The sequence below is a fragment of the Gluconacetobacter sacchari genome, assembly GCF_014174255.1.
Taxonomy (GTDB): Bacteria; Pseudomonadota; Alphaproteobacteria; order Acetobacterales; family Acetobacteraceae; genus Gluconacetobacter; species Gluconacetobacter sacchari.
Map to the genome: position 1 here is coordinate 58679 of NZ_JABEQJ010000004.1, position 21192 is coordinate 79870.

The 21192-nt window shown below is 67.4% G+C and carries 23 protein-coding genes; 11 read left to right on the forward strand and 12 right to left on the reverse strand.

The window, feature by feature from the left end; genetic code table 11:
* Positions 1-26 precede the first annotated feature (26 nt).
* Both HLH48_RS04515 and zapE read right to left on the reverse strand, forming a co-directional pair.
* On the reverse strand, positions 27-2894 hold the full coding sequence (locus tag HLH48_RS04515) for a 2-oxoglutarate dehydrogenase E1 component (protein ID WP_182996314.1): 2868 nt from the start codon (positions 2892-2894) through the stop codon (positions 27-29).
* Between the two features lie 397 nt (positions 2895-3291).
* On the reverse strand, positions 3292-4479 hold the full coding sequence (gene zapE / locus HLH48_RS04520; protein ID WP_182996315.1) for a cell division protein ZapE: 1188 nt from the start codon (positions 4477-4479) through the stop codon (positions 3292-3294).
* Positions 4480-4611: 132 nt separating this feature from the next.
* Here zapE and HLH48_RS04525 point away from each other — a divergent pair, with 132 nt between their 5' ends.
* The 4 genes from HLH48_RS04525 to HLH48_RS04540 all read left to right on the forward strand — a co-directional run bounded on the left by HLH48_RS04525 (position 4612) and on the right by HLH48_RS04540 (position 6783).
* On the forward strand, positions 4612-4956 hold the full coding sequence (locus HLH48_RS04525) for a carboxymuconolactone decarboxylase family protein (protein WP_182996316.1): 345 nt from the start codon (positions 4612-4614) through the stop codon (positions 4954-4956).
* A 96-nt stretch (positions 4957-5052) separates the two neighbouring features.
* Positions 5053-5700 carry a 2OG-Fe(II) oxygenase family protein gene (locus tag HLH48_RS04530; protein ID WP_182996317.1) on the forward strand — a complete coding sequence of 216 codons (648 nt, stop codon included), beginning with the start codon at positions 5053-5055 and terminating at the stop codon, positions 5698-5700.
* A 98-nt stretch (positions 5701-5798) separates the two neighbouring features.
* Complete coding sequence (locus tag HLH48_RS04535) at positions 5799-6242, forward strand: hypothetical protein (RefSeq protein ID WP_246386884.1); 444 nt, start codon at positions 5799-5801, stop codon at positions 6240-6242.
* A gap of 76 nt (positions 6243-6318) precedes the next feature.
* Positions 6319-6783: a Spy/CpxP family protein refolding chaperone gene (locus HLH48_RS04540; RefSeq protein WP_182996318.1), complete on the forward strand. Its 465-nt coding sequence runs from the start codon at positions 6319-6321 to the stop codon at positions 6781-6783.
* 115 nt (positions 6784-6898) lie between these two features.
* On the opposite strand, the gene zwf is transcribed toward HLH48_RS04540, so the two are convergent.
* The gene (gene zwf / locus HLH48_RS04545) at positions 6899-8443 is read right to left on the reverse strand and encodes a glucose-6-phosphate dehydrogenase (RefSeq protein ID WP_182996319.1); all 1545 of its coding nucleotides are present in this window, start codon (positions 8441-8443) and stop codon (positions 6899-6901) included.
* A 245-nt stretch (positions 8444-8688) separates the two neighbouring features.
* On the opposite strand from zwf, the gene HLH48_RS04550 reads away from it, so the two are divergent.
* From HLH48_RS04550 to HLH48_RS04575, 6 genes are all read left to right on the forward strand, one after another.
* Complete coding sequence (locus HLH48_RS04550; RefSeq protein ID WP_182996320.1) at positions 8689-9723, forward strand: aspartate-semialdehyde dehydrogenase; 1035 nt, start codon at positions 8689-8691, stop codon at positions 9721-9723.
* Between the two features lie 182 nt (positions 9724-9905).
* Positions 9906-10367, forward strand: coding sequence for a succinate dehydrogenase, cytochrome b556 subunit (gene sdhC, locus HLH48_RS04555; RefSeq protein ID WP_182996321.1), 462 nt, complete (start codon positions 9906-9908; stop codon positions 10365-10367).
* A 1-nt stretch (position 10368) separates the two neighbouring features.
* Complete coding sequence (gene sdhD, locus HLH48_RS04560; protein ID WP_182996322.1) at positions 10369-10791, forward strand: succinate dehydrogenase, hydrophobic membrane anchor protein; 423 nt, start codon at positions 10369-10371, stop codon at positions 10789-10791.
* A gap of 122 nt (positions 10792-10913) precedes the next feature.
* Positions 10914-12725 (forward strand): succinate dehydrogenase flavoprotein subunit, encoded by a 1812-nt coding sequence (sdhA, locus tag HLH48_RS04565; protein WP_182996323.1) that lies wholly within the window; start codon positions 10914-10916, stop codon positions 12723-12725.
* Between the two features lie 27 nt (positions 12726-12752).
* A complete protein-coding gene (locus HLH48_RS04570; RefSeq protein ID WP_182996324.1) occupies positions 12753-13535 on the forward strand; it encodes a succinate dehydrogenase iron-sulfur subunit in 783 nt (260 codons plus the stop codon).
* Between the two features lie 103 nt (positions 13536-13638).
* Entirely contained in the window at positions 13639-14301 is a 663-nt protein-coding gene (locus HLH48_RS04575; RefSeq protein WP_182996325.1) for a protein-tyrosine phosphatase family protein, read from the forward strand.
* Positions 14302-14325: 24 nt separating this feature from the next.
* On the opposite strand, the gene HLH48_RS04580 is transcribed toward HLH48_RS04575, so the two are convergent.
* The 5 genes from HLH48_RS04580 to HLH48_RS04600 all read right to left on the reverse strand — a co-directional run bounded on the left by HLH48_RS04580 (position 14326) and on the right by HLH48_RS04600 (position 18433).
* Positions 14326-14808 carry a helix-turn-helix domain-containing protein gene (locus HLH48_RS04580; RefSeq protein WP_182996417.1) on the reverse strand — a complete coding sequence of 161 codons (483 nt, stop codon included), beginning with the start codon at positions 14806-14808 and terminating at the stop codon, positions 14326-14328.
* A 205-nt stretch (positions 14809-15013) separates the two neighbouring features.
* Complete coding sequence (gene lnt / locus HLH48_RS04585; protein ID WP_182996418.1) at positions 15014-16504, reverse strand: apolipoprotein N-acyltransferase; 1491 nt, start codon at positions 16502-16504, stop codon at positions 15014-15016.
* A 100-nt stretch (positions 16505-16604) separates the two neighbouring features.
* A complete protein-coding gene (locus HLH48_RS04590; protein ID WP_182996326.1) occupies positions 16605-17450 on the reverse strand; it encodes a GNAT family N-acetyltransferase in 846 nt (281 codons plus the stop codon).
* Positions 17447-17938, reverse strand: coding sequence for a Fur family transcriptional regulator (locus HLH48_RS04595; RefSeq protein WP_182996327.1), 492 nt, complete (start codon positions 17936-17938; stop codon positions 17447-17449). The genes HLH48_RS04590 and HLH48_RS04595 overlap by 4 nt, the downstream gene beginning before the upstream one ends.
* A 90-nt stretch (positions 17939-18028) precedes the next feature.
* On the reverse strand, positions 18029-18433 hold the full coding sequence (locus HLH48_RS04600) for a MucR family transcriptional regulator (RefSeq protein ID WP_182996328.1): 405 nt from the start codon (positions 18431-18433) through the stop codon (positions 18029-18031).
* An 89-nt stretch (positions 18434-18522) separates the two neighbouring features.
* Between HLH48_RS04600 and HLH48_RS04605 the strand changes: the two genes are divergently transcribed.
* Positions 18523-18765 carry a sulfurtransferase TusA family protein gene (locus tag HLH48_RS04605; protein ID WP_182996329.1) on the forward strand — a complete coding sequence of 81 codons (243 nt, stop codon included), beginning with the start codon at positions 18523-18525 and terminating at the stop codon, positions 18763-18765.
* 31 nt (positions 18766-18796) lie between these two features.
* Here HLH48_RS04605 and rimI read toward each other — a convergent pair whose 3' ends face one another.
* Genes rimI through HLH48_RS04625 form a run of 4 tightly spaced genes read right to left on the reverse strand, consistent with a single transcriptional unit; the run spans position 18797 to position 21161 of the window.
* Positions 18797-19285 (reverse strand): ribosomal protein S18-alanine N-acetyltransferase, encoded by a 489-nt coding sequence (gene rimI, locus HLH48_RS04610; protein ID WP_264812587.1) that lies wholly within the window; start codon positions 19283-19285, stop codon positions 18797-18799.
* The gene (gene tsaB / locus HLH48_RS04615; protein WP_182996330.1) at positions 19282-19971 is read right to left on the reverse strand and encodes a tRNA (adenosine(37)-N6)-threonylcarbamoyltransferase complex dimerization subunit type 1 TsaB; all 690 of its coding nucleotides are present in this window, start codon (positions 19969-19971) and stop codon (positions 19282-19284) included. The genes rimI and tsaB overlap by 4 nt, the downstream gene beginning before the upstream one ends.
* 5 nt (positions 19972-19976) lie before the next feature.
* Complete coding sequence (locus tag HLH48_RS04620) at positions 19977-20561, reverse strand: malonic semialdehyde reductase (protein WP_182996331.1); 585 nt, start codon at positions 20559-20561, stop codon at positions 19977-19979.
* Positions 20562-20597: 36 nt separating this feature from the next.
* On the reverse strand, positions 20598-21161 hold the full coding sequence (locus HLH48_RS04625; protein WP_182996332.1) for a NifU family protein: 564 nt from the start codon (positions 21159-21161) through the stop codon (positions 20598-20600).
* Between the last annotated feature and the right edge of the window lie 31 nt (positions 21162-21192).

Here is a 21192-nt window from a genome sequence, read left to right on the forward strand (position 1 = left end):
CCCGGCCCGCCGGCCGGGACGCATCCTCAGGCCACGCCCAGCGCGCTGGCGACCAGGGCCGCCTGTTCGCTGGCATGAACGCGGGCCAGACCCGTGGCCGGGCTGGCGGCCGCGACACGGCCGACATAGGTCGGGCGTCCGCTCTTGCGGCCGGCCTTGCCCATCACGCCCTCGATCAGGCGATCGACGAAGGTCCATCCCCCCATGTTCTCCGGCTCTTCCTGGCACCAGATCACCTGGGCCTTGGGATACAGCGCAAGCTGTTCGGCCAGCAGCTTTTCCGGGAAGGGATAGAACTGCTCCAGCCGCAGGATCGCGACCTTGTCCAGCGCGCGCTCGCGCCGCTCCGCCAGCAGGTCGTAATAGACCTTGCCCGAGCAGATCACGACCCGCTCCACCTTGTCGCCCGACGCGATCGGATCGATCTCGCCGATCACCGGGCGGAACGTGGTGCCGGATGCGAACTCCTCCAGATTGGATACGGCCAGACGATGACGCAGCAGCGATTTCGGCGTCATGATCACCAGCGGCTTGCGGTAGTCCAGCTTGAGCTGGCGACGCAGGGCATGGAAATAGTTCGCCGGCGTGGTGATGTTGCACACCCGCATGTTGTTCTCGGCGCAGAGCTGGAGGTACCGCTCCAGACGGGCGGAGGAATGTTCCGGCCCCTGGCCCTCATAGCCATGCGGCAGCAGCAGCACGAGGCCCGACATGCGCAGCCACTTGGTCTCGCCCGAGGCGATGAACTGGTCGATGATGACCTGCGCGCCGTTGGCGAAATCGCCGAACTGGCCTTCCCACAACACCAGCGCGTTCGGATCGGCCAGCGAATAGCCATATTCGAAGCCCAGCACGCCGAATTCGGACAACAGCGAGTTATAGACCTCGAACACGCCCTGCGCCGGGTCGATATTGTTCAGCGGCGCATAGGTGTTCTGGTTGACCTGGTCGATCAGCACCGCATGGCGCTGGCTGAAGGTGCCACGCTGGCAATCCTCGCCCGACAGGCGCACCCGATGCTTTTCCAGCAACAGCGAACCGAAGCCCAGGGCCTCGCCGGTCGCCCAGTCGATCCCTTCGCCGCTCTGGAACATCGTCGCCTTGGCCTTGAGCTGCCGCGCGATCTTCGGATTGATGTTGAAGTCGGCCGGCGCCGTGCTGATCGCGGCGCCGATCTTGCGCAGCGTCTCGACCGAAATCCCGGTGGCGGGTTCGGCATCCACCTTGCCCGCCGGCGGCGGCTTCAGGCCGGTCCAGGCCCCTTCCAGCCAGTCGGCCTTGTTGGGCTTGTAGGTCTGCGCCGCCTGATAGGCCTCTTCCAGCCTGTTCTGGAACGCATCCCATTGCCCCGTCGCCTCGGCCTCGGTCACCACGCCCTCGCGCACCAGGCGGTCGGCATACAGCGTGCGCACCGTCGGCCGCGCGGCGATGGCCTTGTACATCGTCGGCTGGGTGAAGGACGGCTCGTCGGATTCGTTATGGCCGTGACGGCGATAGCCGACGATGTCCAGCACGATGTCGGTGGCGAATTTCTGGCGGAAATCGGCCGCCAGGCGCGCGCAATAGATCACGGCCTCGGGCTCGTCGCCATTGACGTGCAGGATCGGCGCCTGCACCGCCTTGGCGACGTCGGTGCAATACAGGCCGGAGAAGGCATGGGCCGACACGGTGGTGAAACCGATCTGGTTGTTCACCACGATATGGATCGTGCCGCCGGTGCGATAGCCGATCAGTTGCGACATCGCCATGGTCTCGTAGACCAGGCCCTGGCCGGCGAACGCGGCATCGCCATGCATCAGCACCGCCATGTGGCGGCTGCGCACATGCGGGTCGTCATCGTCCTGGGCGGCGCGCACCTTGCCGATCACCACCGGATCGACGGCTTCCAGATGCGACGGGTTGGGCTGGAGCGAGATATGGACCGGGTTGCCGTCGATATCCACGTCGGTCGAGGTGCCGAGATGGTATTTGACGTCGCCCGAGCCCTGCACGTCGTCCGGCTTGAACGAGGCGCCGGCGAATTCGCTGAAGATGGCCGTGTAGGGCTTGCGCACGATGTTGACCAGCGTGTTCAGCCGGCCGCGATGCGGCATGCCGATCGCCACCGTGCGCACGCCGTCCTTGGCCACCTGGTCGATCAGCGCGTGCAGCGCCGGAATGGTGACGTCCTCGCCTTCCAGCCCGAACCGCTTGGTGCCGACATAGCGCTTCTGGCAGAACGCCTCGAACCCCTCGGCCTCGGTCAGGTGGTGCAGGATGAGCTTCTTTTCCTGGGGCGAGGCCCCGACGCGCCAATTGTCGCCTTCCAGCCGCTGCTGGAGCCAGTTGCGCTGCTCGGGGTCCTGCACATGCATGTATTCCGTGCCGATCGGCCCGCAATAGACGGCGCGCAGCGCGTCCAGCACCTCATTGATCGTCGCCGACTGCTTGCCGATCAGGTTGGCGACGATCTTGCCCAGATAGATCGGCCGGTCGAGGTCCTGGGGGCCGAACCCATAGGTCGCCGGGTCGAGATCGGTATGGGGCTTGGGCACCTGGAGGCCCAGCGGGTCCAGCCGGGCTTCCAGATGGCCGCGCACCCGATAGGCGCGGATCAGTTGCGTCGCGCGCAGGCTGTCGTCGGCCGCTGCGTTCAGGCTTTCCGCCGATACGGGCGCGCCCCTGGCCGGCGCCGCCACCCCGTCGCCGCCATCGATGGCGGACGGACGCGGCGCCCACGAGGCCCCTTCCGCGTCATGCAGGATCGCAGCGCCTTCCTCGTCCATTGCCGCGAACAGCGATGCGAAGGAAGGATCGACGCTGCCGGGATCCGCCGCCCAGCGCGCATACAGGTCGGCCAGATAGGCCGTGTTGGCTCCGCTGAACGCGGTCGACAGGATATCTACGCCCGCCATCTTGAAGACATCTCCTCGTTCATGACCTGACCGGCCACGTCATTATCCGGGCCCGAGCCATCGCCGCCAATCGTGGCGGAATATCGGCCCCGGCCGTTTATCGTCCCAACCCTAGCGCCACCTTTGGCCATCCGCCGCCACGTTTCGCCACGGGCAGGATTGCTCCGCACGCATACTCACCTTTCCGTTTCCACCCGCGCGCGCATGGGTGTCACGAAGCCGGCATTCCGGCGCGCGTACCCGGCCGGTGCAAGCCGTGCATACCCAAGCAAAGAGCGAACCCGTTGCCTACCGCCCCGCCGCTCACACCACCGCCATACGTGTCACGATACCGTGACGCCAGGAAACGCAGGCCCCACACGCATTTCACCCGGCCATCCGCCGGCCGCCCGGCCGGTCAGGACAGGTGCGGCAGGTCCAGGTAGGCGGCACTCTGCATCTCCTCCAGGCGCGACGCGGTCCGTTCGAACGCCTGCGCGCCCTCGCCCTTCTGATAGATCGCGTCCGGCTGGTCCTCGGCCGAGGCGAACAGCTTGACCTTCTGTTCGTACATCGTATCGATCAGAACGATGAAACGGCGCGCGACATCGAAATTCTCCGGTCCCAGCCGGGGAATATCCTCCAGCACCAGGGCCGGGAAACGCGTGGCCAGCGCCAGATAGTCGCCCGCCCCCAGCGGCCGCCCGCACAGGTCGCCGAAGCTGAAGCGCGCGACCGGGCCGGCCGCGACCGTCACCGCGAGCGCGCGACCCATCACCTCCAGCGTCACCGGGCGGATGGGCGCGCCGTCGGCCAGCCGCATGAAGATCGAATCCAGCTCCTGCGCCGCTTCGGGGCCGGGCGGCACGATCCAGGTGGTCATGCCGCGCATGCCGCCGCGCCGGTAATCGCGCGGCGAGTCCAGCACCACCGTATCGACCTCGCGCTGGATGATCGCGATGAAGGGCCGGAAGGCATCGGCCCCGGGCCGGTTCTGGAACAGGTCCTGCGGTTCGGTGTTCGAGGTCGCGACCACCACCACGCCGTCGGCGAACAGATATTCGAACAAACGCCCCAGGACCATCGCATCGGCAATGTCGTTGACCTGGAACTCGTCGAAGCAGAGCAGCCAGGCATCCTGCGCGATGGCATGGGCCAGCGGCGGAATCGGATCGGTCAGTCCGGGATTCGCGCGCTTCATGTCATGGAGGCGCTTGTGGACATCCTGCATGAAGCGGTGGAAATGCACCCGCATCTTGTGCTCGACGGGCGCCAGTTCGAAGAACAGGTCCATCAGCATGGTCTTGCCACGCCCGACCTGCCCGACCATGTAGACCCCGCGCGGGCGCGGCGCCTCCGCCGCGCCGCCATCCAGCCCCAGCCGGGTCTTCAGGCCGCCCAGCAGCCCCCTGGGCTTCGGCCGCCGCACCACGGGATGGTAGCCCGGCAGTTCCCGCCACAACTGGTCCAGCCGCGCGGCCGCCTTGGCCTGCTCGGGGTCGCGGGACAGCAATCCGGCGGCCACCCGGGCCTCGTACGCTGCCAGGGGCCCCGAGCCAGGGGGCAGGTTCAGGTCGGATGCGAAGGCTGTCAGCGCGGATTCCATGATCTATGGCCGATAGCGCCGGCAACGCCTCCCATCAAGGGCATGCGCTCGCCAAACCGTGTCGTGACAGGGCTGCTCTCCATCTGGTGAACTCCGCCCCGGTCAATGACCACATATCGAGGATGTTTCGTGATGATCGACTGGTCCGCCTACCGCCATTTTCTCGGCCAGGCCGTGCCTGCCTTCGCCACCCTGTCACCGGGCACGATCGAAGGGCTGACGACGCTGGACAACGCCGCGAAGACCACCAACCGGCTGGACGCGAAGACGCGCGAACTGATCGCGCTGGCCGTCGCGGTCACCACCCGCTGCGACGGCTGCATCGCGGTCCATTCCAAGGCGGCCGTACATGCCGGCGCGACGAAGGAGGAGATCGCCGAAGCCCTGGGCGTGGCCGTGGCGCTGAACGCCGGCGCGGCGGCGGTCTATTCCACCCGGGCACTGGACGCGGCCGAAAAGGCCTCCGGCGCGGCATGACGGCCGGGCGGCGGGACCCGGTCCCGCCGCCTTGATTTCGCCCCGGCTCCGGTTCTAGGAATCGCGCTGTGGTTTTCATCATCCCGTGCAGGTTCCATGACCGTCACCACGCCGATCCGCCCCGACTACGCCGCGCTGGACGCCGCCCGCGTGTCCGACACGCCATTCGCCCATGCGGTGGTCCGGAATTTCATCCGGCCGGACGATCTGGCCGCACTGGTGGCCTCGCTGCCCGAACTGGCGTCCGGCGGCTCGTTCCCGCCCTCGGCGCTGGCCCTGTCGCCGCTGGCGCGCGGCCTGATCGCGGAGCTTGAAGGGCCGGTGCTGCGCCAGGCGATCGCCCGCAAATTCGCCCTGAACCTGGACGACGCGCCGACCATGCTGACCCTGCGCGGCCGCACGCGGGCCAGGGACGGTCGCATCCATTGCGACTCGGTCGCCAAGCGCGTGACGGTGCTGCTGTATCTCAATCCGGCCAGCGAGGCCTGGGCCCGGCAGGAAGGCTGCCTGCGCCTGCTGCGCGGCCCGGACGATGTCGAGGATTACGCGGCCGAAATCCCCCCCGTCGACGGCACGCTGCTGATCTTTCCCAACGGTCCCACCACGTGGCACGGCCATCGCCAGTATGTCGGCCGGCGCTACACGATCCAGCTCAACTATATGGAAAACGACGCCAAGGCCCGCAACGAACTGCGTCGCCACCGCCTGTCCGCCCTGGCGAAGCGCCTGTCGCCCGCCGCCTGATCCCAGCCGTGATTCTGACATGATCGACGCCGATCCTCCCGTCGTCAAACGGGATGCGATCCCCGACGATCGCCCCCCCTACGATCGAGAGGAGTCCCATGATGCGGGCGCGCGCCTTCCCCCTTCTGATCGCCGGCATCCTGCTGGCCGGCAGCACCTCGATCGCCGCCCCGGCCATGGCCCAGCACCGGGATCGCGGTCCGGGTCCCGGACCTGGACCCGGCCCCAGGCCTGGACCGGGACCGCGCCCCGGTCCGGGACCCGGACCCTATCGCCATGGCGGCCCCGGCTGGCACGGCAATCCCGGCTGGCGCGGCGGTCCAGGCTGGCGCGGCGACGACAGGCGCGGCTATCGCGGTTCCGGCGCCGGCGCGGCCATCGGGGCCGGCATCGCCGGCCTGGCGGTCGGCGCGCTGCTGGGCGGCGCCCTGTCCTCGCAGGCCGCGCCGCCGCCCGCCGCCTATTATCCGCCGCAGCCGGAACCTCCGCCGCCCCCGCCGGCTTATTATCCGCAGGGGTACTACGGGGCGCCCCCGTACTGAAGACGCGCATGCCACGCACACCCGACCGGGACATCCGGTCCGTCCAGTCCCCCCGCTTTCCCGGAGACCCTTGTCCATGACCGTCCGCCGGCTTCCCCTCATCGCCGCCCTCGCCCTGCTGGCCACCCCCGCCCTCGCGGCGCCCGACACATCGGCTCCCGCCTCCTCCGCCGTTCCGGTTCACACCCCGCATGACCCGACGCCGGACCAGCTTGCCGCCCATATCGCGACATTGCACCAGCAACTGGGCATCACCCCCGCGCAGGAAGGCGCGTGGAACATTTTCGCCCAGGTGATGCGCGACAACGCGGCGCACTTCCACGATTCGATCGAACAGCGCCGCGCCCGGCTGCCGACCCTGAGCGCGCCGGACAACATGCAGTCCTACGCCGACCTGGTCACCCAGCGCGCGCAGGACCTGCAAGCGCTGAACATGGCGTTCCGCACGCTCTATAACGGGCTGGACGACGCGCAGAAGAAAGCCGCCGATACCCTGTTCCGCCAGTCGGAAAACCACCCGCAGCAGGCGGCCGCGCACTGAGGGGCAGAGAAAGATAAAGATTAAAGAAGAAAGATAAAGATTAAGGTCGGGGCTCCGCCCCGACCCCCTCCAGAGGCCGCGGCCCCTGGCAACCATTCAACGATGCACGGCCGCCTCAGCTTTCATCCAGCGGGTACCAGGCCCGCCCGTCGCGGGCCAGCAGCGCGTCGGCGCCCGCCGGGCCGCTCGCCCCGGCGTCATAGAATTCCAGTCCCTCGGCCGCATGCCCCCACGATTGCAGCACCGGATCGACCGCCGTCCAGGCCGCGTCGATATTGTCGGCCCGCTGAAACAGCGTGGCATCGCCGCTCAGGCAATCGTACAACAGGGTTTCGTACCCCACATTGGGTTGCAGATCGAACGCGTCTTCATAACGAAAGCGCACCTGCACGGCGGCCAGGTCCATCGCCGGGCCCGGATGTTTGGCCGCCATCTCGATCGTCAGCCCCTGTGCCGGCTGCACGTTCAGGATCATGCGATTGGGCGGCAGGCTGTCGGTGGCGGTGCCGCGAAAGATCGCCACCGGCGGCTTCTTGAACTGCACCACGACTTCCGTCCGCCGCCCACCCAGCGACTTGCCCGTCCGCAGATAAAAGGGCACGCCCGACCAGCGCCAGTTATCGACATGCAGCTTCAGCGCGACATAGGTCTCCGTAACGCTGTCGGCGGCGACGCCAGGGGCGTCGCGATAGGCCACTACCGGCTTTCCGTCGACGATGCCGGCGCGATACTGGCCGCGCACCGCGTCCTCGGGACGCACCGGGCGGACGGATTCGAACAATTGCTCCTTCGCCGTCCGCACCGTCTCGGCCGAGAACGAGGCCGGCGGCTCCATCGCCACCATGGCGAAAAGCTGGAACAGATGGTTCGGCACCATGTCGCGCAGCGCGCCCGTCGGCTCGTAAAACGCGCCGCGCTGCTCCACCCCGATGGTCTCGGCCGCCGTGATCTGCACGTGGTCGATATACTCGCTGCGCCACAGCGGCTCGAAGATCAGGTTGCCGAACCGCATGGCCAGGATGTTCTGGACCGTCTCCTTGCCCAGGAAATGATCGATCCGATAGACCTGCCGTTCGTCCAGCACGCTCAGGACCTGCCGGTTCAGCGCCTGCGCCGTGGCCAGGTCGGAACCGAAAGGCTTCTCGATCACCACCCGGCGAAAGGCCCCTTCCCGCTGGGCGACCAGCCCCGCCTGGCCCAGCATCTCGACCAGCGGGCCGAAGAAGCGCGAGGGTACCGCCAGATAGAAGACGGCATTGCCCTGTACCCGCTCCGCCAGCGCGCGCATCTGGCCCGGGTCTGCGAAATCGGCCTGAACATAGTCCAGCCGCTCGGCGACCCAGTTCCAGGCCTTCTCGTCGATGGTGGGGGTATAGAACTCGCCGTCAGGATCCTTGGTGAAGTCCTGCATGGTGGCGGCCAGCCCGTCGCGCCAGTCGGCGGCGGCGCCCGCCACCCGATCGACGCCCAGCACACGGAAATCCGCGTCCAGCAGCCCGCTGCCCGCGAGGTTATACAGCGCCGGGATCAGCAGCCGCTTGGTCAGGTCGCCCCGCGCGCCGAAAATGACCAGCGTACAGGGCGGTGCCGGCTGCGTGCCCGATGGCGGAATGGCATGGCGGCTACGCGCCGGTGAAGAAATATCGCGAGAGAACGACATGACGGATACTCCCTGGACAGGCCCGCCGCATGTGACACCGGCGACGCCCACGTGGCAACGCGCGGTGGCCGGCACCGGGCAACACAAACATGAGACCCCTGGCCGCCTTCACAGGCCGGAATGGCCAAAAACCGTGCCCGACAGCGGCTCTCGCTTGCATAGCACCCGGTCAGGCACTACCTCTCCCAGGTTTCCAGCATCAGGTTCCCCGGATCGGCCGGGGCCGCAATCAGGGATGACAATCGATGGGATACCGCGTCGCGGTCGTAGGCGCCACCGGAGCTGTGGGGCGCGAAATGCTCAAGACGCTGGCCGAACGCGCGTTCCCGATTAGCGAGATTGCCGCCCTGGCATCGGCCCGCTCCACCGGGCAGGAGATCTCGTTCGGCGACAGGAAGGTCCTGAAGGTCCAGAACCTGGAGACCTTCGATTTCACCGGCTGGGACATCGCGCTGTTCTCGCCCGGCGCCTCGGTCTCGGCGGCGCATGCGCCGCGCGCGGCGAAGGCCGGCTGCATCGTCATCGACAACACGTCGCATTTCCGCATGGAGCCCGACGTGCCGCTGGTGGTGCCCGAGGTCAATCCCGAGGCGCTGAAGAAGGCGCGGCGCGGCATCATCGCCAACCCCAACTGCTCGACCATCCAGATGGTGGTGGCGCTGAAGCCGCTGCACGACCTGTTCACCATCCGCCGCGTCGTGGTCGCCACCTACCAGGCGGTGGCCGGCGCGGGCAAGGAAGGCATGGACGAGCTGTTCACCCAGTCGCGCGGCAGCTTCGTCGGCGACCCGGCGAGCCCCGAGCAGTTCACCAAGCAGATCGCCTTCAACTGCATCCCTCATATCGACCGCTTCATGGATGACGGCGCGACCAAGGAGGAATGGAAGATGGCGGTCGAGACCCGCAAAATCCTCGACCCTGATATCTCCGTTTTTGCTACCTGCGTGCGCGTTCCGGTCTTCATCGGCCATTCCGAAGCCGTGGTGGTGGAATGCGAGGAGAAGGTGGATCTCGAGCGCGCGCGCGCCGTCCTGCGCGACGCGCCGGGGGTCATCCTGCACGACAAGCCGGAGGATGGCGGCTACGTCACGCCGATCGAATGTGTTGGTGAGGACGCGACTTACGTGTCGCGATTGCGGATCGACCCCACTGTTCCCAACGGGCTGGCCTTCTGGTGCGTCGCGGACAATCTGCGCAAGGGGGCGGCGCTGAACGCGGTGCAGATCGCCGAGACCATGATCGCTCTGGACCTGATCCACCCCCACGCCCGTCACGCATGACGGCCAGGGAACCGGAACGGTTCGACTCCGTTTCGGTTCCCGCGGACCAGACGCCGGCCGCGCGTCTCGCGACCTCGTGTTCCCCCCTGCGTTGACCGCGCCTCCGCCCCGGCGTAGGACCGAACAGGCACAAGGCAACGGAACAAACCGGAGCCATAATCAGGGAAATCGACGAGACGACCATGCAGGATGTCCGTGATGCGCTCTATATAGGGCACCGAAGCGACGGAACACTGACCCGGCGACCCATGTCCCCGCATCTCCAGGTCTATCGCTTCCGCCTCTCCATGTTTCTTTCGATCGCGAACCGGGCCGCCGGCGTCGCCGCCGCGGCAGGCGCCACGCTTGGCGTCTGCTGGCTGAACGCCGCATCGAAAGGGCCCGAATCCTTCAAGAAAGTTCAGAAAGTCACCCGAAACCCCCTGGGCAAGCTCGCCCTGGCGGGGTGGACGCTGGCGCTGGTCTATCACTTCGTCGCCGGGCTGCGGCATCTCGCATGGGACGCCGGCTACCGCTTCGAGAAGAAGGAGATCAACGAGGACGGCCCGGTGGCCGTGGGTGTGACGATCGGCGCCACGCTGGTGCTGCTCGCCAGCATCTTCGGCGTCGCCGCCTGCCGCTCCAGAAAGAAGAAGGCATCCTGACATGAACGCGTCCCACACGCCGCGCATCGATGTCATGCGCTCTCAACTGGGCCGGGCCCGCGGCCTCGGCGCGGGCAAGGCCGGTGTCGACCATTGGTGGCTGGAACGGATGTCCGCCGTGGCGCTGGTCCCGCTCTCGGGCTGGTTCGTCCTGCAAGTCCTGCGCCTGGCCGGCGCCGAGCAGCAGGATGTCGTGGAATGGGGTGGCAAGCCCGCCAACGCCTCGATGCTGCTCGCGCTGATGGTGCTGACCTTCTACCACATGCAGCTCGGCTTGCAGGTCATCATCGATGACTATGTGCATGGCAAGGCGCATCTGCCGGCCAGCCTGCTGCTGAAGGGCGCGGCCCTTCTGATCGGGCTGTTCGCGGTGATCGCCGTCCTGAAGCTGGCGCTGGCTCCGTCGACCAGGGCGGCGGCCTGATCGGGTGCCCCCGGATGCGTCCGGGGGGCCGCGAAGCAAGTGACACAGGGGACAGTTCCGGCCCCGGAGCGGCCGCAAGGACCGCCCATCGGACCGGACGAGCATCAGGACACGTCCAAACAATGAACGCGATCACTCTTCCATCATCGAACGCCTACCGCATCATCGACCACGCGTACGACGTCGTGGTCGTCGGCGCGGGCGGGTCGGGCCTGCGCGCGACGCTGGGCATGGGCGCCGCCGGTCTCAAGACCGCCTGCGTCACCAAGGTCTTCCCCACCCGCAGCCACACCGTCGCCGCCCAGGGCGGCATCGGCGCGTCGCTGGGCAACATGGCCGAGGACAATTGGCGCTGGCACATGTACGACACCGTCAAGGGGTCGGACTGGCTGGGCGACCAGGACGCCATCGAGTATATGTGCCGCGAGGCCGTGCCGGCGGTGCAGGAACTGGAACATCTGGGCGTTCCCTTCTCGCGCACCGAAGACGGCAGGATCTACCAGCGCCCCTTCGGCGGCCACATGCGCAATTACGGCGAGGCCCCGGTGCCCCGCGCCTGCGCCGCCGCCGACCGCACCGGCCATGCCATCCTGCACACGCTGTACCAGCAGTGCCTGAAGCATAACGTCGAATTCTTCGTCGAATATTTTGCCATCGACCTGATCATGGACGACGAGGGCGCCTGCCGCGGCGTCGTCGCCTGGTGCCTGGAAGACGGCACGATCCACCGCTTCCGCGCGCAGACGGTGGTGCTGGCGACGGGCGGCTACGGCCGCGCCTACCAGTCCTGCACCTCGGCCCATACCTGCACCGGCGACGGCGGCGGCATGGCGATGCGCGCCGGCGTGCCGACGCAGGACATGGAATTCGTCCAGTTCCACCCCACCGGCATCTATCCGGCCGGCTGCCTGCTCACCGAAGGCTGCCGCGGCGAAGGCGGCTACCTGACGAACTCGGAAGGCGAGCGCTTCATGGAGCGCTACGCCCCGACCGCCAAGGACCTTGCGTCGCGCGACGTGGTCTCGCGCTCCATGACCATCGAAATCAACGAAGGCCGTGGCTGTGGTCCGCACAAGGACCACATCATGATGCACCTGGAGCATCTGGGCGCCGACCTGCTGCATGAGCGCCTGCCGGGCATCCTGGAGACCGCGCGCATCTTCGCCGGCGTCGACGTGACCAAGGAGCCGGTGCCCGTCCTGCCGACCGTGCATTACAACATGGGCGGCATTCCGACGAACTATCATGGCGAGGTCATCCGCCCGACCGCCGACAACCCCGATGCCGTCGTCCCCGGCCTGATGGCGGTGGGCGAGGCCGCGTGCGTGTCGGTGCATGGCGCCAACCGCCTGGGCACCAACTCGCTGCTCGATCTGGTCGTGTTCGGCCGCGCCGCCGCCAAGCGCGCCGCCGGGCTGATCAAGCCGCTGGAGACCATCGCGCCCCTGCCGCCCAAGGCCGGCGAGGCCGCGCTGGACCGTCTGGACAAGCTGCGCAACGCCAAGGGCGGCACCCATGTGTCGGCCATGCGCGACAAGCTGCAACGCACGATGCAGAAGCACGCGGCGGTGTTCCGCAACTCCAAAAGCCTCGCGGAAGGTGTCGAGAAGATCAAGGAAATCTGGACCGAGGTGCCCGATATCGCGGTCTCGGACCGTTCGCTGATCTGGAACACCGACCTGATGGAAGCGTTGGAGTTCGAGAACCTGCTGGCCAACGCCACGGTGACGATGGCGGGCGCCGAGGCCCGGCATGAAAGCCGCGGCGCGCAGGCGCACGACGATTATCCCGACCGCGACGACAAGGAATGGATGAAGCACACGGTCGCCCATCTGGACGACCAGGGCGGCGTCACCCTGACCTACCGCCCGGTGCATATGAAGACACTGACCGACGACGTTCAGGTCTTCCCCCCCAAGAAGCGCGTCTACTGAGCGAAGCGGCGGAAAAGGAACGAGACGATGGTCGAATTCAGCCTGCCAAAGAACAGCACGATCGGGAAGGGCCGCACCTTCCCGGCCGCGCCCGGCGCCAAGAACGTCAAGCCCTTCCGGATCTATCGCTGGAACCCTGACGACGGCGCCAACCCGGTGGTCGACACCTACGAGCTCGATCTGGACAAGATCGGCCCGATGGTGCTGGACGCGCTGATCCACATCAAGAACAACGTCGACACGACGCTGACCTTCCGGCGCTCGTGCCGCGAGGGCATCTGCGGCTCGTGCGCGATGAATATCGACGGCGAGAACACGCTGGCGTGCCTCAAGCCGATCAAGGACGTGCGGAACGCGGTCTCGATCTACCCGCTGCCGCACATGCCCGTGGTCAAGGACCTGGTGCCCGACCTGAACGGCGCCTATGCCCAGCTCCGCTCGATCGAGCCCTGGCTGAAGTCCGACACCGCCCCGCCGCCGGATTCCGAGCGCCGCCAGAGCATCGAGGAACGCGAGAAGCTGGACGGGATGTGGGAATGCATCCTGTGCTTCTGCTGCACGACCTCCTGCCCGTCCTACTGGTGGAACGGCGACCGGTATCTGGGTCCGGCCACCCTGCTGGCGGCCTATCGCTGGATCGCCGACAGCCGTGACGAGCATACGGGCGACCGGCTGGACGCGCTGGAAGACCCGCTGAAGCTCTATGCCTGCCGCACGATCATGAACTGCACCCAGACCTGCCCCAAGGGCCTGAACCCGGCGAAGGCGATCGCCCGGATCAAGGAACTGCAACTGGAACGCAAGGTCTGATCCCGTTATCCCTCCCCGCCCGGCGGGGAAGAGATTGACGGAAAGGGCACCGGATGACACACATCCGGCGCCCTTTTTATGCCGACCGAGGAAGCCGCCCGCCGTGTTCGAAGGATCTCTCGCCACATCCGGCGGCAGGCGACGGGCCTGGATCGACAGCCTGTTCGTCGATCACGCCATCTTTCGCGTCCCCTGGACGAATTTCGCCGCCGTCATCCCCGGCAAGGTCTATCGCTGCAACCATCCCACCCCCGCCCGGCTGGCGGCGGCGGCGCGCCGCTACGCGCTGCGGACGCTGGTCAATCTGCGCGGCCACCGCAAATGCGGGTCCGACGCCCTGTCGCGCGAGGCCGCGACCCGGCTGGGACTGACCCATCTGGACATGGCCTTCGAAAGCCGGGGCGCGCCGCACCGCGAGCGCATCCTGCGCTTCGCCGCGCTGTACCGGACACTCGCCTTTCCGATGCTGATGCACTGCAAATCCGGCGCCGACCGGGCGGGGCTGGCCTCCGGGCTGGTCATCCTGTTCGAAGGCGGCACCGCCGCCCAGGCCCTGCGCCAGTTGTCATGGCGGTTCGGGCATTTCAACCGCTCGCGCACCGGCATTCTCGACGCGTTCTTCCTGCGCTACCAGCAACAGGCCGAAGGCCGGCTGCCCTTCCTGGACTGGGTGCGCGACGAATATGACGAGAAACAACTGCGCCAGGACTTCATCGCCGGCCGTCTGGCCTCCTTCATCACCGACCAGGTTCTCCGGCGCGAATAGAAACAGGCGGGAGGCATCCGCGCGCTATTCGGGCGGGATCATCATCCGGATCAGATCCAGCACCCGCCGCCGCGTGGCGGCATCCTCGATCCGATAATAGGTCCGCACCAGTTCGATCGTCTCGCGCCGCGCCAGCAGGGCCATCTCGCTGACCGGCAGCGGCCCGCCGTCGGACGCACCGCGAAAGGCCTCCTGCGCCTGCGCAAAGCCCGACACTTCAAGGGCTGCGTGGCCGGGCGCACGGCGGGCCCGCTCCAGCCCGTCGAAAAAGAAACTGACAGGCACGTCCAGCACATCCGACAATTCATAGAGGCGCGATGCGCTGACCCGGTTGGTCCCACGCTCATATTTCTGCACCTGCTGGAAAGTAAGGCCCAAGGCTTCGCCAAGACGCTCCTGCGACATGCCCAGCAATGCCCGGCGAAGCCGGATGCGACCGCCGACATGAACATCCACAGGCTTCGGACCAGCGCTTGGCTTATCGGTCAACAGATCCTCTTGACACATGGCATCGGCGTGGTTCGGCATTCGACGAGAAGAAGGATGATGCGACATTAATATTTGATTTACCATCATCCTGTCAGTTCGCTCACTGACATTTTGAGAATCAATTTTTAAGAAGGCTACCGGCCTCGACCGCCGACAGCACGCGAGCGCACCCATGCGTTGATAGCAAAACTCGTCCCCGGCCCGAGCATCGCAGGCCGACAGGCTACAAGCGGCGCGCGACCGCCCTTCTACCGGCCCGGCGCATCCATGATCCCAGCGTGGGCAACACCGTCGCCAGCGCCAGCAGAATCGGGATCCAGCGTCCCCAGTGACCGAACAGGGTCCCGGACAGGGGCGCACCGAGGGAAACGACCAGAACCCCCTGCCGGTTCCAGCCCAGCCGCGCCACTTCATGGCCATGGGCATCGAACACGGCGGAAATACCGGTATTGGCGGCCCGCGCCACCGGCAGTCCTTCCTCGACCGCGCGCATGCGCACCGCGGCCAGATGCTGGCGCGGGCCGGCGCTGTCGCCATACCAGGCATCGTTGGTGACATTGACCAGCCAGTCGGGGCGATCCTTCGCATCCACCACCTGGCCCGAGAAAATCACTTCATAGCAGATCAGCGGACCGACGGGCGCGACATCGGGCAGATGCCAGGTCCGCACGCCATTCCCGGCCGCCATGCCATCACCGGGGACGACATGGAACGGCAGAAGCCGAGGCTGGTATTCGCCGAACGGCACCAGATGCGATTTGTCATAGACATCGGCCACCCGCCCGTCGGGCCCGGTCACCGCCATCACGCTGTTGCGCCAATGGCCCTCGGCATCGCTTCGGATCGTGCCGATCACCCCCGCCGCCGCCCCCCGGCCGGCACGGGCGATCATCCGCCGCGCGATATCGTCCTCCTGCAACAGGCCAGGGAAGGCCGTCTCGGGCCAGACGAACACCACCGGCCGCGCGCCGGCCTCCGGCAGCGCGTCGGCGATGCCGGATCGCGTCAAGGCCAGATATGAGCGAAAGATCGCGACATTGTCGTGCCCATCGATCTTCCGCGATTCCGACACGTTGCCCTGAACCAGCACCACCGTCGGATTCCGGCTGGCGGCAGTCGGCGTCAGGACCAGCCGCCCCCATCCCGCCAGCCCCCACACCGCCAACCCGGCCAGGGCCGCCACCACGCCGCGCCGCCCGCCCTGCGGCAGCAGCGCCAGCAGCACGGTCGCCAATGTCAGGCCGTCGACGCCGATCCACGCCGCCGGCTGGATCATCACGTCACCCAGCCGGCCCGGCAATTCCCATGTCGTCCCCAGCGGATTCCACGGAAATCCACTGAAGATGAAGACACGGCCCATGTCGAACAGCGTCCACAGGCCGGCAAATGCCAGCAGGCGCCGCCAGCCGACTGGCGCCAGCCGACATAGCGCGGCCGGCAATGCCGTGATGGGCGCCAGGATCAGCGCACAGCCGGGCGAGGCCAGGGGCACCAGCCACCAGAAACTGTCCGCGCGCACGAGGATCGCGTCGGTCAGCCAATACAGCCCGGCGGTATGCAGTCCGAGCCCGAACAGAAAGCCGCGCCGCGCGGCGCCCCGCCACGATCCGGCCGCGTCGATCGCCGCCGTCAGAACGGCCAGGCACGGAACCAGGATCGGAAACAGATCGACGGGCGGAAAGGCCAGCGCGGCCAGCGCGCCGGCCGCCAGCATCAACAGGTCGGCCCGCCATCCCCCGGCCCCGATCACGCGCCCGAGCCCACCGGCACGAAAGCAGGCCGGAAAGACCGGCGGCGTTCCGGCCGGCAGAGCCCTAGTCGAGAGCGTCACGCAGCCGCCGTTCGTAATGACGGTAATATTTGTCGGCCAGCAATTCGCTCTTCACGATCACGGCCACGTCGGTGGTGTTGAACTGCTCGTCGATCACGGCGCCATCGCCGATATAGCCGCCCAGCCGCAGATATCCCTTGATCAGGGGCGGCAGGCGGGCAAGGCAGCGGCGATGATCCAGCAGGTTCGGATCGCCACGCAGCATTTCGATCCGCCGGTGCGGCAAAGCCCGCAGCCTCAGCGCGGGCGGCGCCAGGTGGTTGTGGTAGAGATAGGTCAGTTCGTCGGTCAGCGGCACCGGATCGGTACCCGGCAGGCTGGCACAGCCGAACAGCACGTCGACCCGGTGCAGGAAAATGTATGAGGCGATGCCGCGCCACAGCAACTGCATCGCCGCGCGGCCGCGATAATTCGGATCGACGCACGACCGCCCGACTTCCAGCAGCCGTCCCGGAAAATCGGTCAGCGGCGACAGGTCGTATTCACCCGAGCTGTAGAAGCGTCCGACCTTGCGCGCATTGTCGCCCTGCAACAGCCGATAGGTGCCGACCACACCCTTGGCGCCCGAGGAAATCGCATGGTCGATCACCAGCAGATGGTCGGCATGCTCGTCGAATTCGTCGACATCGCGGCGCGTGCGCAGGGTCCGCTCGTCGGGGCGCGCGCCCATTTCCTCATAGAAGACGCGATAGCGCAGCGCCTGGGCGGCGTCGCGTTCCGCATCGTTCGCGGCGATGCGAACACCCAGATTGCCGCCGCGCAATTCGGGAAATCCGTCCCGTTCGAGTTCCAGGGTCGACAGCGACCGGACCGGTTTTTCGAGGCTCAACGACGTGATCCATCCTTGCTTGCCGCCCGGGCGGCCCTGGCCTGCTTTTCGTCCGAAGGTACCGGCCTGCGGCGCGCGAACAGTTCCAGACGGTGGGACACCAGGTCGAATCCCAGCCGATCGGCGATCCGATGCATCAGGGCGGCATGCTCCGCATCTTCGAATTCGACGACCTTGCCACTCTCGACGTCGATCAGATGATAATGGTCGCCGTCCTCGGTCGCCTCGTAGCGCGCGCGGCCACCGCCGAAATCCCGGCGCTCCAGAATACCCTTTTCTTCCAGCAGGCGCACCGTCCGATAGACCGTCGCGACCGAGATCCGCGCATCGAGGCCGATCGCCCGGCGATACAGTTCCTCGACATCCGGATGATCCTCGGCCTCGGACAGGACGCGCGCGATCACGCGCCGCTGGCCGGTCATTTTCAGGCCCCGCTCGACGCACATACGGCCGATGCGCGATTCATGAGCATCCGCCGAGCTTACCATGTCGCCGATCCGGCCCGAACATCAGACGTGTGGTCCAACGAAGCTACCGCCTCCTCCAGAAGGGCCGACCCGCCGCCGGGCGCCCCATATTCACTCCTCGCGCTTCGTACCCAGTCCGATTTTCCGCGCGAGGGACGACCGATGGCTGGCATAGTTCGGCGCCACCATCGGATAGTCATGCGGCAGGCCCCACCGCGTCCGATATTCGTCCGGGGTCAGGTTATAGGCCGTTTTCAAATGGCGTTTCAACATTTTCAGCTTCTTGCCGTCTTCCAGGCAGACGATGTAGTCCGGAAAGACCGATCGCTTGGGCGAGACCGCCGGCACCGGGCGCTCGGGCTCCGGCGCCACGCGGCCCAACCCGTCCAGGGTGCCATAGATCTGCCGGATCAGGTCCGGCAGGGCGGCGGCCTCGACCGCATTGCCCGCAACATAGGCCGCCGCGATCTGCGCGGTCAGGTCCCGCAGACTGTTATTTTCCATTTCAGAGGCCATATCCAAGATCCCGCCCGTCAAAAAACACGCATCTCAATATAATTGAACCCGACCCCATCGCAACCATACTCCGGCAGAAGACGATAGTGATGAACGATCTGGAAAGCGCGTCTCTCGATATTACTGGCGAAAGCTGTCCGATGACTTTCGTACGCACCCGCCTGGCCCTCGATCGACTGCCCGACGGCGGTCGCCTGCGGGTCCGGCTGCGCGGGGCGGTACCGCTCGACAATGTCAGCCGCAGCGTCCGGCAACTGGGCCACGCCATTACCGCGCAGATCGATCACGGTTGCGAGATCCACGAAATCATGATCGTCAAATCATCCCGCTGACACCGATCCGTCATGAAAATATCATTGTCCGCTACGGCGCGGACGGCATCTCGCCACACAACGCCCGCTCCATCACCAGCGCGTCGGAACCGTCCGGGTAATAGGCGCGGCGGCGGCCGATTTCGGTAAATCCGGCCCCGCGATACAGCGCCCGGGCGGCTTCGTTGCCCTCCGAAACCTCCAGGATCAGCCGCGCCGCCCCCCGGGCCGCGACCTGCCCGGCCAGCCAGTCCAGCAATGCGCGCCCCAGCCCCCGGCGCCGCGCCGTGCCGGCGACGGCCAGGGTCAGGATCTCGGCCTCGTCGGCCGCCACCCGGCCGATGACGAACCCCGCGGGCATCGGCGCGTCCCCGCTTCGGCCCAGCCCGACCATCACGCCGGGCATGGCCAGCACGGCCGCCATCGCGGCCTCGTCCCAGCATTCGGCCGGCGGAAAAGCCGCGCCATGCAGCGTCGCCAGCACCGGCCCGATCCGCGTGCCGCCCGGCACGATAACGGGCCGCGCCCCCCCGTCGCTCACGGCGGAGCCGGAGCCGGGCGCAGCCCCGCCGCCGGCAGCCGCGCCTCGGGCGGGTCGACATACAGCGGCAGGCACTCCCGCGCCGCCCGACCCTCCGCCCGCCGATCCAGCGCCGCCTGCGCGATCATCACCCCATCGGGCACGATCCACGATGACAGCGCGATGTCGTCCCGCCCCGCGCCGGATGCCGCCAGCATCTCCGCCGCCGCGTTGCCGGCCAGCAGCAGCGGGCCGGGCGGAAAGACGAAATCGTCACACATCTCGGCCCGGACCACGCCATCCTGCTCGACGAAGACGCGCCCCCGCCGTGCCCGCGACAGACACAGCACCGCGCGCGCCGGCCCGGCCTCCTCGCGCAGCGCGGCGGCCATCGCCTCCCCGCCGGTCACGCCCGCCAGCCCGCAGCCGGTCCCCAGCGCCAGGCCCTGCGCCAGGGCCAGCGACGCCCGCAGCCCGGTGAACGAACCGGGGCCGACCACCACCGCGATCAGATCGAGATCCGCCGCCCGCCATCCGCACTCCGCCAGCAGCGCGCGGCAATGGGCCGGCATCGCCTCGGCCCCGCCGCGCCCCGGCAGGTCGCGCACGCGCACCGCGCGCAGCGCACTCGCCTCCCCCTCGACACAGCCGAGCAGGGCCTTCGCCTCCGCCCCCGCCGGCGCGCCGTTGACAACCAGGATCCGCACGCGGGTCAGAGCATCAGGCAGGCATCGTCGAAGGACAGGCGCGGCGCGCGCGGCCGTTCGGGCTGTCCATCGGCATAGCCGAGGCTGACCAGGAAATTGACCCGCCAGCCTTGCCCGGCCAGGAACGAATCCTCGACCGCATAGGCATCGAAGCCGGAAATCGGCAGCACATCCAGCCCCAGTGCCCGGGCGGCCAGAATCAGATAGCCGCCCTGCAACGTGCCGTTGCGCATCGCCGTCTCCTCCGCCAGCCCGACATCGGCGGCAAACCAGGCGCGCAGGCCCGGCTCGGGGTTCAGGGTCGCGAAACGGTCGAAGAACAGCGGGTCTTGCGCCACGATCACCGTCACCGGCGCCGACAGCACCTTGTCGACATTGCCGTCGGACAGGGCGGGGCGCAGCCTCTCGCGATTGTCGGCGGTGCGCAGGAAGACGAACCGGGCCGGCGAGCAATTGCCCGATGTCGGCCCCAGCCGCACCAGGTCGTACAACCGGCGCAGCACGTCGTCCTCCACCGGCTCGTCGCGCCAGCGCTCGGGCGTGCGCGCCGTACGGAACAGCAGGTCCAGCCCCGCTTCATCCAGAACCATGTCGTCTCCCACGTTGCAGGGCCGGTGAGCAGGTGGTCAGGCGTCCACCTGCTCGACCGAGACCACTTCCGGCACATAATGCCGCAGCATGTTCTCGACCCCATGCTTCAGCGTCGCGCGCGAGGACGGGCAACCCGAGCAGGCCCCCTGCATCGTCAGGCGCACCACGCCGTCGCGATAGCCGCGAAACACGATATCCCCGCCATCGCCGGCCACGGCCGGCCGAACCCGCGTGTCCAGCAGTTCCTTGATCTGACGGACGATCTCCTCATCCTCCGGCGCGATCAGTTCCTCCTCGACCGCCGCGTCCTCGTCGATCGCGGGACGGCCGGAAACGAAGAAATCGACCAGGACCGACAGGATCTGCGGCTTCAGCGCCGACCATTCGACGCTGTCATCCTTGGTGACCGCCACGAAATCGCCGCCCAGGAACACCCGCGCCACGCCGGGCTGGTCGAACAGGATCTCGGCCAGCGCGGACCGGCCGAGGACCGAATCGGGGCTGACGAAATCCGCGGTGCTGCGCCCAGGCATGACCGTGCGGCCCGGCAGGAATTTCAGGGTCGCGGGATTGGGGGTATCTTCGGTTTCGATGAACATCGGTCAAGGCCTCGTCGGGCAAGGGGCATCG

Coding starts and splice junctions, on each gene's coding strand:
- HLH48_RS04515 (WP_182996314.1), bottom strand. CDS start 2,894: ATGGCGGGCGTAGATATCCTGTCGACCGCGTTCAGCGGAGCCAACACG.
- zapE (WP_182996315.1), bottom strand. CDS start 4,479: ATGGAATCCGCGCTGACAGCCTTCGCATCCGACCTGAACCTGCCCCCT.
- HLH48_RS04525 (WP_182996316.1), top strand. CDS start 4,612: ATGATCGACTGGTCCGCCTACCGCCATTTTCTCGGCCAGGCCGTGCCT.
- HLH48_RS04530 (WP_182996317.1), top strand. CDS start 5,053: ATGACCGTCACCACGCCGATCCGCCCCGACTACGCCGCGCTGGACGCC.
- HLH48_RS04535 (WP_246386884.1), top strand. CDS start 5,799: ATGATGCGGGCGCGCGCCTTCCCCCTTCTGATCGCCGGCATCCTGCTG.
- HLH48_RS04540 (WP_182996318.1), top strand. CDS start 6,319: ATGACCGTCCGCCGGCTTCCCCTCATCGCCGCCCTCGCCCTGCTGGCC.
- zwf (WP_182996319.1), bottom strand. CDS start 8,443: ATGTCGTTCTCTCGCGATATTTCTTCACCGGCGCGTAGCCGCCATGCC.
- HLH48_RS04550 (WP_182996320.1), top strand. CDS start 8,689: ATGGGATACCGCGTCGCGGTCGTAGGCGCCACCGGAGCTGTGGGGCGC.
- sdhC (WP_182996321.1), top strand. CDS start 9,906: ATGCAGGATGTCCGTGATGCGCTCTATATAGGGCACCGAAGCGACGGA.
- sdhD (WP_182996322.1), top strand. CDS start 10,369: ATGAACGCGTCCCACACGCCGCGCATCGATGTCATGCGCTCTCAACTG.
- sdhA (WP_182996323.1), top strand. CDS start 10,914: ATGAACGCGATCACTCTTCCATCATCGAACGCCTACCGCATCATCGAC.
- HLH48_RS04570 (WP_182996324.1), top strand. CDS start 12,753: ATGGTCGAATTCAGCCTGCCAAAGAACAGCACGATCGGGAAGGGCCGC.
- HLH48_RS04580 (WP_182996417.1), bottom strand. CDS start 14,808: ATGTGTCAAGAGGATCTGTTGACCGATAAGCCAAGCGCTGGTCCGAAG.
- lnt (WP_182996418.1), bottom strand. CDS start 16,504: ATGCTGGCGGCCGGCGCGCTGGCCGCGCTGGCCTTTCCGCCCGTCGAT.
- HLH48_RS04595 (WP_182996327.1), bottom strand. CDS start 17,938: ATGGTAAGCTCGGCGGATGCTCATGAATCGCGCATCGGCCGTATGTGC.
- HLH48_RS04600 (WP_182996328.1), bottom strand. CDS start 18,433: ATGGCCTCTGAAATGGAAAATAACAGTCTGCGGGACCTGACCGCGCAG.
- HLH48_RS04605 (WP_182996329.1), top strand. CDS start 18,523: ATGAACGATCTGGAAAGCGCGTCTCTCGATATTACTGGCGAAAGCTGT.
- HLH48_RS04620 (WP_182996331.1), bottom strand. CDS start 20,561: ATGGTTCTGGATGAAGCGGGGCTGGACCTGCTGTTCCGTACGGCGCGC.
- HLH48_RS04625 (WP_182996332.1), bottom strand. CDS start 21,161: ATGTTCATCGAAACCGAAGATACCCCCAATCCCGCGACCCTGAAATTC.